At 70.1% G+C, this 14,563-nt stretch carries 9 protein-coding genes; 5 read left to right on the top strand and 4 right to left on the bottom strand.

Going from position 1 to position 14,563, the window contains the following annotated elements; all coding sequences use genetic code 11:
* Nucleotides 1-60: 60 nt before the first annotated feature.
* From BL253_RS31930 to fxsT, 4 genes are all read left to right on the top strand, one after another.
* The gene (locus BL253_RS31930) at nt 61-912 is read left to right on the top strand and encodes an effector-associated domain 2-containing protein (protein WP_131831619.1); all 852 of its coding nucleotides are present in this window, start codon (nt 61-63) and stop codon (nt 910-912) included.
* A gap of 192 nt (nt 913-1,104) precedes the next feature.
* Nucleotides 1,105-2,838, top strand: a complete 1,734-nt coding sequence (locus BL253_RS31935; RefSeq protein WP_076821061.1) for a VMAP-C domain-containing protein — start codon at nt 1,105-1,107, stop codon at nt 2,836-2,838.
* Nucleotides 2,839-2,945: 107 nt separating this feature from the next.
* On the top strand, nt 2,946-4,028 hold the full coding sequence (locus tag BL253_RS31940) for an AAA family ATPase (protein WP_076821063.1): 1,083 nt from the start codon (nt 2,946-2,948) through the stop codon (nt 4,026-4,028).
* Nucleotides 4,025-8,578, top strand: coding sequence for an FxSxx-COOH system tetratricopeptide repeat protein (fxsT, locus tag BL253_RS31945; RefSeq protein WP_076821064.1), 4,554 nt, complete (start codon nt 4,025-4,027; stop codon nt 8,576-8,578). The genes BL253_RS31940 and fxsT overlap by 4 nt, the downstream gene beginning before the upstream one ends.
* A gap of 35 nt (nt 8,579-8,613) precedes the next feature.
* On the opposite strand, the gene BL253_RS31950 is transcribed toward fxsT, so the two are convergent.
* The 4 genes from BL253_RS31950 to BL253_RS31960 all read right to left on the bottom strand — a co-directional run bounded on the left by BL253_RS31950 (nt 8,614) and on the right by BL253_RS31960 (nt 13,098).
* Nucleotides 8,614-10,650 (bottom strand): HEXXH motif domain-containing protein, encoded by a 2,037-nt coding sequence (locus tag BL253_RS31950; RefSeq protein WP_081438900.1) that lies wholly within the window; start codon nt 10,648-10,650, stop codon nt 8,614-8,616.
* Entirely contained in the window at nt 10,650-10,823 is a 174-nt protein-coding gene (locus tag BL253_RS42560; protein ID WP_158230457.1) for a hypothetical protein, read from the bottom strand. The genes BL253_RS31950 and BL253_RS42560 overlap by 1 nt, the downstream gene beginning before the upstream one ends.
* A 200-nt stretch (nt 10,824-11,023) precedes the next feature.
* Nucleotides 11,024-11,695 carry a helix-turn-helix domain-containing protein gene (locus tag BL253_RS31955; protein ID WP_081438901.1) on the bottom strand — a complete coding sequence of 224 codons (672 nt, stop codon included), beginning with the start codon at nt 11,693-11,695 and terminating at the stop codon, nt 11,024-11,026.
* 125 nt (nt 11,696-11,820) lie between these two features.
* Entirely contained in the window at nt 11,821-13,098 is a 1,278-nt protein-coding gene (locus BL253_RS31960; RefSeq protein ID WP_241835322.1) for an amidase, read from the bottom strand.
* Between the two features lie 246 nt (nt 13,099-13,344).
* Here BL253_RS31960 and BL253_RS31965 point away from each other — a divergent pair, with 246 nt between their 5' ends.
* Entirely contained in the window at nt 13,345-14,547 is a 1,203-nt protein-coding gene (locus BL253_RS31965; RefSeq protein WP_076821068.1) for an LLM class flavin-dependent oxidoreductase, read from the top strand.
* Nucleotides 14,548-14,563 lie beyond the last annotated feature (16 nt).

The raw sequence follows: 14,563 nt of genomic DNA on the forward strand, positions 1-14,563 counted from the left end.
CGTTGCACAAGTACGGACACTGTCGGACACTGGCCAGACGCGCCGATCAGGATGACCGGCGTGGCCGAGCCGGGGGGACCGATGACCGGGGCGGACGGTGGTGCCGGCGTGAACCGCTCCGGCGCCAAGTCCGTCCCGCCTCACCCTTCCCCCGGTGCCGGCACGGTGGGGCCCCGGCTGGCGTACGACCGGGATGCCGACCTGGAACGGCTCGTCGACGCGCTGGAGCGAGCGCCGAACTTCGCCCAGAACGCGAGCCGCCGGCTCCTGGTCGCCCGGGTGGAGCGGTACGCCGAAGGCCGGCTGTTCGTGCCGGAGCACGACATCGCACGCAACTGGTTCACCGAGCTGGTCAACACCCTGGACGAGACGCCGGGCGGCCTGGCCGCCCTGGCACGAGCTGTCACCATGCTCGCGTCGAAATCGCGTCTGGCCGACACGGTCACGGTGCTCGCCACCCGTCTCACCGCCGCGCCGGTGCCAGCCGGTCCGGTGCCGGCAGCACCAGCGCCGGCCGACGCCGGGGACACCTTGGCGGGCCACGCGCCCGCTGCGTTGCCGCCCTCCGGGCCGGCGGGCGCGGCCGCGTCGCCGATGCCCAACGGGGCATCCCCCGGGTCATCCGCTGGACCGCCGGAGGAGCCCCGCGACCTGACCGAGGTCGAGCTGGCAGAGCTGGCCCGTCTGTTCGTCGAGCCGGCCGACGCCATCAGGGTGCTGGTCGACGCCGGCGTTCCCCGCGTCCGCGTGCCTGCCTGGGGCACCCGAGACCCGGACGGGTACTGGTACGACATCGCCGTGCGGCTACGCGACGGGCTCCTGATGGACGGCCGCCGCCGGGTGCTGGCGGCAGCCCTGCAGCGATACCCAGGTAACTGGATCTTCCTCGGCCTCGAGCCCCCCCTCGGGTGAGCCGGGGTGACGTTGGTGGCTGCTCCGCCGGAAACACGACACGGCCGCCCGGTTCAGCCTGCAATGAGCGACTCTGGTTGCCACAAGGCTGTGCGGACTACCCTGAGCGGCAAAGCTGTTTCGATCCGTCAGAGTGCGGCATCGCCGACATCGGCAAAGACCTTGACCGTGTTGCGATCTTGCGGGGGATTCGTGACCGACCTGGACCCGTCGCGGCCGTGGCGCGACGCTGTCCGGGCATCGATCGTCGACCAGATCATCGAGTACCTGGACCGCGCCACCGACCTGCGCAGTGCTCCTGTACGCGAACTCCTGCTGCAGCGCTTCTCCAAGCACGCCGGCCGGACGTTGTACGTGCCCGAGTTCGAGGTGGCGCGCGACTGGGTGGTCGCGTTCGTGGACGGCGCGGCCGAGCTGGAGGACGGGCTGTCCGCGCTGGTCGACACGGTCTGCTTTCTTCGCCCCGGCTCACAGATCGAGCGGGACCTCCGCCGGCTGTTGGACGAGTGGGAGGCCGCGCCGGTGGCCGCGACAGACCCGGCGGTATGGCACCTGCTGCGATCTGAGTTCGGCCCCCTGCTGGCGGTCGACGTCGGTGCGGCCTATCACCGCGCCGGACTCGGGCTACATCCCCCCGCACATTGCCGAACCGCCTGGCACGTGCTGGTCCACACGGCCGCGCGCTATGTTCCGCCGCGATCGCTGCCGACCTGGCTGCTCTTCTTGATCCAGAGCGCCGACCTTCTGAAGCCCGCGACGCAGCGGCGGGTGGAGCAGTGGCAGCGGAAGTTCGCATACGAGGCGCAGCTGACGCCGCAGCTCGATGTAGCTCTCATGGCGGGCGGAAGCCGGCTCACGGCACGTGACCATGCTGGTGGAAGGCTCGAGGAGTTCTACGTCGTTGTCCAGTTCGAGCCAGATCTGGCCGCTTCCGGCGGATTTCTGATGACATGCTGGCATCAGCGGCCGGGTGACCCGCAGTTTTACCTGTGGCRCCGCCGCAACGTCACTCGCTCGGAACTTGAAGAGGCGACCCGCGACGAGCTGGCCGACGCGGACACGCTCCTCGCCGCTCAAACGGTCGACGTCGTCCTGGAGATGATTCTCCCGATCGAACTCCTCAACGTACCGATTGAGACATGGTTGAAACACACCGACCTCGGGTCCGGGATGCTCCTGGACGACTACCCTGTGGTGATACGCAGTCTGGACCRCCTTCGGCGTCCTGGGTTACACCGAGCCTGGCGGGTCCGTTGGGAGAAGATGCGTACGCACGGTTCGCGGCAGTGCGCGGGACTTGCTGGGGGGATCGGACGTGGTGCAATGTCGAGCATTCGCGCCGTCATCGCCGCAGATGAGGCCGCGACCGCTATGATCCTGACCGCACCTCCCGAAGCGCCCCATGATCTCGGACTGCAGCAGCTAAGCGCTGCCCTGCGCGGTGGATTGCCGCTGATCGCCTGGCACCGGCTACCCGCGGCAAGCGCCGACGAGCACGCCGAGCTGCGCGGCATTGTCGACGGGGGCGACCCGGCCCAGCTGCCGCGGGTGGTCCGCCGCACCAACCTCGACCGGATAAGCAAGGCCGACGCCGCCGTCGGACCCCGGAAGGGCGGTCTAGATGACGGAACCGGTGACGGCATGCGCTACGTCCGCGATGACAGTGGCTTGGCGCCKCGTGGTGGGTACGGAGGTGGTCCTGTGGCGAAGATGATCGCGTTGTTGCTGGATGATCCGGACCGCCAGCCGGAGGGGTCGCCGGCAGTCGGCACGGCCAGGCCCGGCGGTGTGTCGCCGACCCCCGGTGGGCCGTCGCTTCCGGCTGTGCTTGAGGGCGGCGCCATCCCGGAGGAGGGCCGCGGCAGCGGTGGTGTCCCGATGACCCGCGAGCGGCCGACGGACGACAGGGGGCTGACTCAATGGTGACCGGGCGGTCGGGAGATCCGGGACCCGTTGGCAGGAATTCCCCGGGCGGTGACGGACGGAACCCGGACCACGACGCGACCGCCCGTCCGACGGCGCCACCGTGGTGGTTGTTCGAGGGGACGGGTGTCCCTCTCGACCCGGCGGACCGCGATGCGCGCTGGCCCGAGGCTCCGCCGTGGCGGCGCTTTCTCGGTGTTCCGTCGGAAGGCGACCCGCCCGATGACGAGGCCGAGGCGACACGCCGGCTCGGCCTGGCCGCAGCCACCCTGCTGGAGCGGAGCGACATCGGGCTGGTCAACGCGGCCATGCATCTCCGACGCCCTTTGCTCATTACCGGCAAGCCCGGTTCCGGAAAATCCAGCCTCGCTTATCTTATCGCCCGGGAGCTCGGGCTCGGCAGGGTGTTGAAATGGCCGGTGACGAGTCGGACCACGCTGCGCGACGGTGTCTATGAATACGACGCCATAGGTCGCGCGCAGGCTGCGCTGAACAGCCGCGCCAACCTCGCTGGCCACGGTGGTACGGTTGCGAAGAGCATCGCGCGGATGAGGGTCGACAGCCGGCAGTCCGGCCGCGAGAGCGAAATGCGCCCCGACCCCGGCGGTCCGCCGATCAGCGATTTCATCCGCCTCGGCCCGCTGGGAACGGCGATGGTGGCGCGGCGGCTTCCCCGGGTGCTTCTCGTGGACGAGCTCGACAAAGGCGACTTCGACCTTCCAAACGACCTGCTGAACGTATTCGAAGATGGCAGCGTCGTTATTCCTGAATTGGTCAGGCTGCGTGCGGCAAGCGAAAGCGTGACGGTGCTCACCGACGATCCTGGGCACACCGCGGTCGTGGACTCCGGGGTCATCCGCTGCGCGGAGTTTCCCATTGTCATTGTCACCAGCAATGGTGAGAGAGAATTCTCGCCAGCTTTTCTGCGGCGCTGTGTGCGGTTGGCTGTACGGGAACCGGCGGGCGACCGGCTGAACGCGCTCGTCCGAGCTCACTTCGCGTCGGCGGAGAATTTCGCCGACCTGGTCCGCCGGTTCGAGGAGCAGCGCGATCTCGGGGACGAGCTGGCCGCCGACCAGCTACTGAACGCCGTCCACCTGGCGAAGGCCGGTGCCCTCGACGATCCGCAGGCTGTCGATGACCTGCTCGGTGCCGTCTGGCAGAGCCTGTCCCCAGGGGCACGGCCACGGTGAGCGAACCGCCGGACGGCGGTCGCTACCGGCCAGACCCCGTCGAGATCGCCGACGTGGTGTGGATGTGGAGTCGGATGGCCGCCGCGGGTGTGCCCGCGCGGCCGCGCTCCGTCCCGCCGGGCGGTCTCGCCGTCGACGGACCGGTACCGGATGCGCCGAGCGGCATCGAGGACGGTGCCGTCCCGCCGGCGGCCGCCGAGAATCTCCCTTCGCAGCGTTCGGCGGAGGAGCCTGCCCCGAACGAGGAGCCTTCGTCCGCGATCCCAGGCCATTCTGCTGATTCCGGCGCCGCGCGGGGCGGTGCGCGTGGCGGCGACGCGAGCGGCCTCTTCATAGACGCGGTTCCCGGGCCTGAAAGCGGGCGGGTCGAGACTCGGGACGCTCCCGACCTGAAGTCGCAGGTCCGCTACCTGGACACGCCCGTCGAGCCGGACCCGTTGCCCGCCATCCGGGAGCAGGCGGCGATGGCGCGCGCGCTGCGTCCGCTGGCACAGCGGGTCCTGTCGCCGCGCCTCCGGGAGGTGGACGAGGACGCGACCGCCGAAGGGATGCTGGACGAAACGGCGCCATTCCCCGTCCTGCGGCCGGGAACCGAACGTCGGTGGGAGCTGGCGCTCGTCGTCGATGACAGCGAGACAATGTCGGCGGTCTGGTCCGACGCCATACCCGGTCTTGTCGGCTTCCTTCAGCAACTCGGTGTCTTTCGCAATGTGATCGTGCGGTACATGGATTCGGATGCCGTTCCGTCGACGATGGCAGCCAATGAGAATGGTGCCGACGCCGACGCCGACGCCGACGCCGGGTCGGGCAGCGGACGGTCGAGCGGTAGTGGGCAAGGCTGGGCACCGCGCGCTCCCTGGTTGCGACGTTCGCCGCTGGATGCGAGCGCGCGAGCGCCATCGGACCTRCTCGATCTGTCTGGCCGCCGCATCGTCTGGGTGCTGACGGACGGCCTGGGTGAAGCCTGGAGATCCGGCGCGATGTTGGCGGTGCTCGGCGCCTGGAGCCGTCGGTCCCCGGTGTCCATCGTGAACGTTCTGTCCGCCCACCTCTGGAAACGCACCGGGCTGCAGGTGGAGCGGGTGCGGGCTCGGGGCGTCGGCGGATCTGGTGACGCGCCGAGCCGGTTCTGGCACCTTATGGATCCCCTTGCCGAGGTCGAGCCGGACAACGGCACTGTGCCGGTCCCGATCCTCGAGCTCGATCCCGGTTGGATCGGTCGGTGGGCGAGTCTTGTCGCCGCGCCCGAGCCGGTCTGGGCTGAGATGGCGGCTGTGCTCGTCCCATCCGGGCCCGCTCCCAGCCGCCGGGTCGCCTCCGCCGCGCCGTCCGCCCGCACCTCGGCCGGGGCCGAGTTGGTGCGTGGATTTCTCGCCACCGCCTCGCCGGAGGCCAGGCGGTTGGGGACTTTTCTGGCCGCGGTACCGGCGGCGCGCCTCGGCACGGACTCGGCGCGCCTCGTGGTCGACATGGCCCGGGCTGATCGCTGCCATCTGTCCGAGCTGTTCGCTCTGGGTCTGCTGCGCGTCACCGACCCGAAGCGGGCGAATTTCGATCTTGTTGCGGGTGTCCGGGACTCTTTGCTCAAACTGGGCACGCGCAGCGAGCTAGACCGTGCGCGACGGGCCGTGGTCGCGTCCGTCGTCGCGCCGGACCGTGGCACGCCGGATGGCCGCGGACCCGGGGGAATGCCGCGGACGGAGCCTGGTGCGCACGGCTCCTTCGAGGTAGCCCCCGAAATGTCGTCCGAGGACGGACCGGCGCGCATGGGCCCGTCCTCGCTCAGTGAGGACCAGCCACCGTCACACGGCGACCGGGACGCGGCCGCGTCCGCGCTGCGTGAGGCGGAGCTGGCCGTGATCGAAGGTGCAGACAGCATTACTATGAGTAGCGCACTTGCCGGTGGATCTTCGGCGCAGCCGGCAGCGGGGGCGGCACGCGGCGACCATCTGGCCGAGGGGGAGCGCCGCGGCGAGGCGRCCGTCGGAGGAGGAGTATCTGTGGCTCCGGGCGTCAGTCCAGGCGTACCGCGGGTGCCGCCAGCCTCAGGGGCCAGGTTGCCCGGCCGGCTGCCGTCCGTATGGGGAAACGTGCCGCCGAAGAATCCGCATTTCACCGGACGCGAGGAACTCCTTCAGCTACTGGAAACCAGGCTAAGTGAAGGTACCACGACTGTGGTACCCGAGGCGTTGCACGGCATGGGTGGAGTCGGGAAGTCCCAGCTTGCGATTGAATACGTCTACCGCCATCTATCTGACTATGACGTCATCTGGTGGATCCCGGCGGAACGGACAGTCCAGATAGCCAACGCTCTCGTGGAGCTGGGGGGGCGACTCGGGCTTTCCGTCGGAACCGAGGCCAACGTTGCCGTGCGCGAGGTCGTCGAGGCGCTCCGAATCGGGATGCCATATTCGCGGTGGTTGCTGGTATTTGACAACGCCGAGGATCCGCGGGCGGTCCGCGAGTACTTCCCGCGCGGAGCCGTGGGGCAGATTCTGGTAACGTCCCGGGACGCGAGCTGGAGAAACGTGACCCGACCAATCGAGGTGGCCGTCTTCCAGCGTGAGGAGAGCATCCAGCTGCTGCGTAGCCGGGGAGGACCGTTGGACGAGAAAGACGCGGATCTCGTCGCGGAGGCTCTCGGCGACCTGCCCTTGGCTGTTGAGCAGGCGGCCACCTGGCGCGCCGAGACCGGTATGTCCGCTCAGGAGTACCTGCGGCTGTTTGGAGAAAAGAGGACCGAGCTGCTCGGCACCGCACCCATGGACTATGACCTGCCTGTCACCGCCGCGTGGAACGTGTCGCTCGACACGCTCGCCGACAGCAATCCGGCGGCGCTTGAACTGCTGCAGGTATGTTCATTCTTCGCGCCCGAGCCGATCTCGCGGCAGCTGCTTTCCCGGGGCTACAACGAGACGATCTCGCCAGCACTTGACGCGGCGCTGCGGGACCCGGTGAGGATGAGCCAGGCGATCCGCGAGGTCAACCGGTACGCCTTGGCGCGCATCGATCATCGCAAGAACTCGATCGTCATGCACCGGCTGGTCCAAGGTGTGCTAATTGCTCGGATGAATGATGAGGAGCGCGAGCGGATGCGGCGCGGCGCCCATGTGCTGCTCGCTGCGAGTGACCCGAACGAACCAACGCAGCCGGCTTCCTGGGCCGCGTACGCGGACCTTTATCCGCACGTGGTGGCATCCCAGGCGGCTGATTCTCCTGAGCCTCGAGTCCGCCGGCTGCTCGTCAACCTGGCCGAATACCTCTACAAGTGGGGGGATCACGAGGCCAGCGCACGGCTTACTCGAGATGTCTACGAGGCGTGGCGGAACCGGTTCGGGGAGGAGGATCCGAACAGCCTGCAGATGGCCCTCCAACTCGGATGGATCCTCAACGTGATCGGCAGGTACCGCGAGGCGGCCGAGATCAACGAGCGGCTCCTGGAGAACTCGCTGCGCATCTATGGCCAGGACAACGAGTTGACCCTGGAGGTATTTGGAAACGTTATCGCAGATCGCCGGGTTGCCGGTGACTTCGAAGGTTCACTCGCGTTGGCCGAAGAGGCCCACGAAGCCGCGAAACGGGCACTCGGGCCCGACGATCCCGTGACACTGAGTACTGCGCAGAACATGTGCGTCAGCCTGCGGCTGCTCGGGCGGTTCCGCGAGGCAGAGCTACTGGACGATGACACTTGGCGGCGGCGCATCCAGCTGTTTGGCGAGGACGATGAGCGAAGTCTCAACACGCGCCGCGGGCTGATCCTCGATCGGCGTGAACTAGGTGACTACCTTGGCGCGCAGTCGGCGGGGGAAGATGTGTACAACCGCTACCTGCAGACGTTCGAGGATCGGAATAACCCCTCGCTACTGCGCGCCGGCCGAGAACTGGCGGTCGCCCACCGCAAGGCCGGGAACCACGAGAGTGCGCTTCCACTCTCCCGCGATGTGGAGCAGAGGCTCTTCAACCGATACGGCGGCAGCCATCCGGACAGCATGGCGGCGGGTTTGGCGCTGTCGATCGACCTGCGCCACGCTGGCGAGCTTACCGAGGCGCTTGAGGTCTGTGAGCGTGAGCGCGTCCGGTACGTCGAGGCGTTCGGCGCCGATCATCCACACACCCTCGCTGCATCGGTGAACCTTGCTGTGATTAACCGTCTCATTGGCCGGGTCGATGAAGCCCTCCGGCTCGATGAGCATGCGCTCGCCGCGTTCACGGGCCATCTTGGGCCACGTCATCCGTCAACGCTGACGGCGGCGGCGAACCTGGCTAGCGACCTCTACGGCCTAGGCCGGTTCTCGGAGGCGTATGAGCAGGACGAGGCGACTCTGCGGATCGCGACCGAAGCTCTTGGTGAGGTGCACCCGACGCGGCTCGTCGTCGCTGCGAACCTGGCGATGGACCTTCGGGCTCTGGACCGCAAGGACGAGGCATTGCGGATGCAGGCCGACACGCTGCGCCTCCTTGACACGGTGCTGGGTACGGACCACCGGGCGACGCGACAGGCGGCGGCGTGGGTGCGATGCGATGCTGACGTTGACTCGATGCCCTTGTGACGAGTTTTGGCCTGCGTACGGTGCCTGGCGCGCCGTCAGCGTGCCAGGCACCAGCCGCCGCCCGGCTCGGCAGAGCCGGGCGACCAGCCGGCCGGCGGGCCTGATTCGTCGGCAGCGGGTTCGGCGTGGCGGGCGGTGACGAGCGCTGGCGTAAGCCAGGCAGCCAGCGCTGCCGGCGAGGGCCGTCGTCCGGTGGTCGCTGCCACGGTCGAGCTCACAGCGAGCGCAAGGTCGGGACGGGCTACAAGCGCCTGGTATTTGGGCCTCGTAAGTCCGAGGCCGACCCACGCTGAGATCTTTTCGGGCGCGTCGGCAAGCTCCGACAGGTAGAGCTGGCGGGCTGCTGCGCGATCACCCGAGACCAGAGCACAATCGGCGGCGACGGTTCCCGCCACCTCCCGCGCGGGGCCGGCGCCGGCGACCCGCCGGAATCGATCGCGGTCCAGCAACCACAGCCGCGCGAGGCACGCACGCCCGTCGAGATCGCGCACGGCCGGCTCCGGGACGAGACTCTCGGGGCCGGCCGCCTCGATGGCCGCACGTGAGGCGGCGCGGCCGTCAGCCCATGCCGCAGCGAGTTCGGTGACCAGCGCCGCCGCTGGCTGTAAGTGATGTGCCCGCCAGAGTGCCTGATGATCTCGAACCATGAGCTGGGAGAGCTCAGCGACTTGGAACGGCACTGGCTCGGAGCACCAAGGCTCCAAGGACACCAACACACCGTCGAGAAAGCGACGGCCAAGGTCTGTCAGGCCGGCGCTGGCCCGCAGCAGGCGGGCAGTCTGGCGGGTCTGGCCTCGCCAGAACGCGAACTCAAAATGGGCGAGCATTGCCTCGCCGGCAGTCGTGAGTGCGCGCTGGCGGCGCCAGAAAGCCGTCACGTGAAAAAATGCGTAGATCCCGTGCAGAATTCCTCGAATCGGCCGAGGATCATCCCGCCACGGCGCATACCCAAGCCTGGTCCAGGACGGGTCGGTCAGGTCGAAGAGGTGCAGAATTCCGCCCAGCTTGAAATGTGCGAGTTCGTGGACAAGGGTTGAGGCGAGCTGCGTGGGGTCGTCCGGCTCCGAGATCATGGCGCTCCCAAATGCGTCACCTGTCGACGCGCTGCGAGGCCGGAACGGCGCTGCTCTCGGCAGCGGTGCCAAAGCCGTGGTCAGCGCCGACAACTCGCGCGCCACGCTTGGGTGTCCGTCTACCAGGAGTTCCCAGGCCGCTCCAAGAGCCGATTCCCAGCGGCCGATGTCGGCGGACCGCAGCGGGGCCGGCGCCGTCGTGCGTCCGGCCAGCCGGTAAGGATCGGCGTCCTCCAGTCCGATCGAGAGGCTCGCGCCTTGGCTGACCACCCTCACCGACGAGTGCGGCCACCACGATCCGCTGTTTCCGGTCGTCCGCGGCCCCAGCTGGCTCGGCGCGGGGACGGTAACCGAGCCTTTCGCCCCGATGATCTCTGCGAGCTCGGTCGAGGAACCCGAGGTTGCAGGGTCTGGCGACACCCTTTTCGGCTCCGATAACCGCGTGGCAATGTGAATCCACGCTACGTCCCACTGCTCTCGCATGGGCAACAGCGCATGGCCAAGCATCGGTAGATGTACCGCGCCCCGGCGCATCGGTACGGGCACCGAGGCCTCGATTCCCGCTTGGATGGCCGCAGACGCAGCGAGGGCGTGCAGGTGTCCTGCGTCCACCCACAGCGGGGTGTCGTCGTGCACCTCCTCGTACAGTCGGCGCAGCATGTGGGCTGCCCAGGCGCCGACCTGCGGGCAGGCAATGAGACCGGCGATCTTGACGGGCGCCTTGCTTTCGGCCGCGACGAGCAGATCCCACGCCGCATCCGGGGACCGCAATGGGCCGCGGGCCGTCGGGTCTCGGCGGAGCAGGTCGAGGACCACGCGCAGGGCAAGACGCCGGTAGCTGCCCTCCGCTTGCCGTAGGCGATTGATGACTGCCCGATCTGCAATCCCGGCTGCCAGTGCGTCGAAATCGCTCTCGGAAAGGTGATGCCGATGAAGCGGGACCTGGAATGGCGCTGTCTTGGCGGCTTGGGCCCGCACCGCTGAAGCAGTGGGCTTCATCAGTCGAGTCGGCGCCTTTCGCTGTCACCGAATCGATGGTCGGGCGAGTGGACCAGGCTCACCATGCGCCGGATGGCGTCCGTGAGTAGCTCGTCCTGGCTGCCGCGAACCCCGTCCAGGTCCAGGCCGGTGAGGTCGGCCAGGGTGGACTCGATGTTCTGCCCCGTATCCATTCCATCTCCTCCTGCCGGATGCGCTCCTCCGCGGGGCAGGCCCGCCGTGTGGACAGCCGACACGTCGGCTGAGGTACACGGGCGGGAAGGCCGGCGAAACGGAGAAGAAACGCGCAGCCCGAGTGTCGCACGAGGAGTCGCCCCGCGCGCGCGTTTCGAGCTCCGGCCCGATGAGAGGAAACCCCGGATGTTCCGCCCGGTCAGTGGGTGGGGGCGCGGCTTTCCTGGACGAGCAGGACCTGGCTGGTGGGGCCGGGGAGCTGGCGCCAGCGGTGGGGGACGACGCCGGGGTAGTAGAGGGTGTCGCCTGGGCCAAGGGTGAACAGGCCCTCGCCCGCGACGTCGACCTCGATACGGCCGGCCAGTACGAAGGCGAACTCGTCGCCGAGGTGGGTGAACGCGTCGCCGAACTCGGTCGGCGCACCCTCGAAGAGCACCGGGTACATCGCGCGGGTGCCGGACACCAGCGAGCGCGCGATGCCGACCGGGTTCTGCGCCAGGACGCCGCCGCCGGCCCGCACCAGGCTCACCCGGCGCCCGGCGGGCTGGGTCGCGCCGTCGGCGTCCTCGGCGGCGTCCATCGACATCAGCTCGAGCTGCGTCGTGCCGAGCGCCTCGGCGATCCTGTGCAGCGAGACCATGCTCGGCCAGGCGAGGCCCCGTTCCAGCTGGCTGAGGAACGGGTGCGACAGCTCCGCGAGGGCAGCGAGCCGCACGAGCGTGAGCCCCCTGCGCTGCCGCAGCGTCCGGATCGACCGCCCGATCCGCTCGCGCACCTCCTGTTCGCTCGGCCCGGTCCCGGTCCCGGCCCCGCTCCCGGCCCGGTCCCRCTGGCCGACCTGGCCGGCCTGGCCGACGTCATCCGTGCACATGGGCGTCATCGTCCCATTTGCGCCGACAGTTCGGCCCGCGACGAACCGTTAGGTGGCGGTGCGCCATCTTTCGGGGATCCGGACATGGCCCATCCGGGCGGATCGTGTTCTCCTGCGCCCGCCAGTCAGACCCGGGCGGCCGCGGCACGGGTGGCGAGCGTGAGCAGCGCGCGGTCGGTGCCGGGCGCGCCGACGAGGGCCAGGCCCACGGGGCGGCCGTGCACCCGCAGGAGCGGGAGGACGACGACCGGGAGGCCGGCGAGGCCGGCGGCGCAGGTCAGCGTCAGGGTGGCGGCGCGCAGGCGGTCCTTGGCGTCCACGGCGAGGCCGATCGCGGGTGCCGGGCCGCTGGCCGCGGGAACGACCAGCACGCTGCCCCCGCCGAGCGCGGCGTCGAACGTCGCGCGGACCTGGGCGCGGACCGCGCGGGCCGTCGCCAGCTCCTCGCCGGTGACGGCCGCCGCCGCGGCGAACCGCCCGGTGATGCCGGGTCCGAGGACGCCGGGGTGGGCGGCGACCCACGCGCCGTGGGCCTGGTCCGCCTCGAAGCCCTGGCCGTGGCGGAAGGCGAGAAACCAGTCGTGGAGCCGGCCGGCCGCGATCGCCGGGACCTGGCGGACCGGGAGGTCGAGGGCCTTGGCGAGCGCCGGGACCGCGCCGGCCAGCGCCGCGGCGGTCGCGGGCTCCGCGAGGGCGACGAGGTCGTCGGCGACGAGCAGGGCGGTGGGCGCGGGCGGCGCCGGATCGGCGGGCGGCAGCAGCACGTCGCCGACCCGGGCGAGCGTGACCGCGTCTCGGGCGAGCCACCCGACGGTGTCGAAGCTCGGCGCGAGCGGAACCACGCCGGTGGCCGGGACCGCGCCGTGCGTCGGCCGGATGCCGAACAGGCCGCAGTAGGACGCGGGCACCCGCACCGAGCCGCCGGTGTCCGTACCGAGGCCGATGTCGGCCTGGCCGAGCGCGACGGCGCTCGCCGAGCCGCTGCTGGAGCCGCCGGGGATGACGCCCGGCGCGGTCGGGTTCGGTGGCGTGCCGTAGTGGACGTTCGTCCCGGACAGGCTGTACGCGAGCTCGTCGGTCTGCGCGATGCCGGCGACCTCGGCGCCGGCCGCGAGCAGCGCGGCCACCGCGGGCGCGTGCTCGGCCGCGGGCGCCGCCTCGGCGAGCCACACCGGGTTGCCCGCCCCGGCCCGGTGACCGGCGATCGCGAACAGATCCTTGACGGCGACGGTCAGGCCTCGCAGCGGTCCTTCCCCCGCTCCCGCGACCAGCGGCTGCCCGCGTACCCGCCAGACAGGGGCGTCAACGGGCTCGCCGGCCAGGGCGGGCACGCCGGGCGACCGAGTTCCGTGGGACGCGTCAGCGGACTGGCCGACCACGTGGAAGCGGACGTCGCGGGACACGGGCAGCTCCTTCGGCCGCGGCTGCGACTGCGTCGAACGACGTGTCGGACGACCGTGTCGGACGACTGCGTAGGACGACCGCGTCGGACGACACTGCATCAGGCGACAAACCGCATCAGTAGACCACCTGACGCGGCCGAGGCGGGCGCGGCGCACGGCGCTTGAGGGGCGTAACGGGTGGGTGATGGCGCTGAAACACCCGGACGGCAGTGTTCATGGCATCAACACCGTGGCGAGAGGAGTGCGATGCGCGTCGGCGTGTTTCTCTTCGGGGCAGTCGAGATGGGCGACACCATCGGCACCGGCGGCATCGAGCCGACCGCGCGCCGCTACACCCAGGCCGACTTCCTGTCAGCGACGCGCCGCATCCTGGACACCGGGGTGCTCGCCGACGAGCTCGGCTTCGACGCGTTCTGGCTGACCGAGCACCACTTCCAGCACGAGGGCTACGAGGTCGTGCCCAACGGCCTGCTGTTCGGCGCGTTCCTCGCCGAGCGGACCCGCCGGATCCGCATCGGCACGATGTTCAACGTCGTCGGCCAGTGGCACCCGCTGCGCCTGGCCGAGGACTTCGCGATGCTGCACAACCTCTCCGGCGGCCGTGGCATCCTCGGCGTCGGCCGGGGCACCGTGCCGCGCGAGATCGAGCCGCTCTCGCTCGGCCGGATGTCGATCGGCTCCACCGACAATCCGGACGCGCTCGCCGCCGACGCCGTCAACCGCGACGTCACGAACGAGGCGCTCGACCTGCTGCTGACCGCGCTGGACAGCGAGATCTTCAGCCACCGCGGCAGCTACTTCCAGGCACCCCCGCCTGGCATCCCCGACCGCGGCGGCGAGGTGGAGTCGCTCACCCTCATCCCGCGCCCGGCCTACCCGTACGACGTGTGGCAGGCGATCAGCAGCCCCGGCTCGCTGGTGGCGGTGCCCGCGCGCGGCTTCGGCGGCGTGTTCTGGCTGGCCAGCCGCTCGCTGCTGCGTGCCCGCTGGGACCGCTACGCCGAGGTCTACGCCGACACGCACGGCGGCGCGGCGCTCGCTCCCGGCGAGAAGCGGATGGTCGTCCTCAACACGTACCTGGCCGACACCCGCGAGCGGGCGATGGAGCTCGCGCGCCCCGGCCATGACGAGTTCTGGCGTTTCCTCGGCCCCTACGGCTGGAACCGGGCCTACCTCGGCCCCGACGGCGGCATGCCGCCGGCCGGCTGGGTACCGACGCTGGAGGACTCCGTCGAGCAGGGCGTGTGGGCGGTCGGCACCGCCGAGGACGTCGCCGAGGCGATCCTGCGGCTGCGCGACGACCTGGGCGGCCTGGCCGACCTGACGATCTTCCCGACCGGCCCCGGCGAGAGCTACGACACCACCGACGAGCAACTGCGCCGCTTCGCCCGCGACGTCCGCCCGCTCCTCGACGCGGCCACACCAGTCCGCCCCGCCCTCGTGCCCTGATCGGGCCCTCGGGCCG

Origin of the sequence: Pseudofrankia asymbiotica, from assembly GCF_001983105.1 — a bacterium.
Taxonomy (GTDB): domain Bacteria; phylum Actinomycetota; class Actinomycetes; order Frankiales; family Frankiaceae; genus Pseudofrankia; species Pseudofrankia asymbiotica.

Excerpts from the sequence above, each read along its gene's own strand:
- BL253_RS31950 (WP_081438900.1), bottom strand. The coding sequence starts at position 10,650 with ATGAAGCCCACTGCTTCAGCGGTGCGGGCCCAAGCCGCCAAGACAGCG.
- BL253_RS42560 (WP_158230457.1), bottom strand. The coding sequence starts at position 10,823 with ATGGATACGGGGCAGAACATCGAGTCCACCCTGGCCGACCTCACCGGC.
- BL253_RS31965 (WP_076821068.1), top strand. The coding sequence starts at position 13,345 with ATGCGCGTCGGCGTGTTTCTCTTCGGGGCAGTCGAGATGGGCGACACC.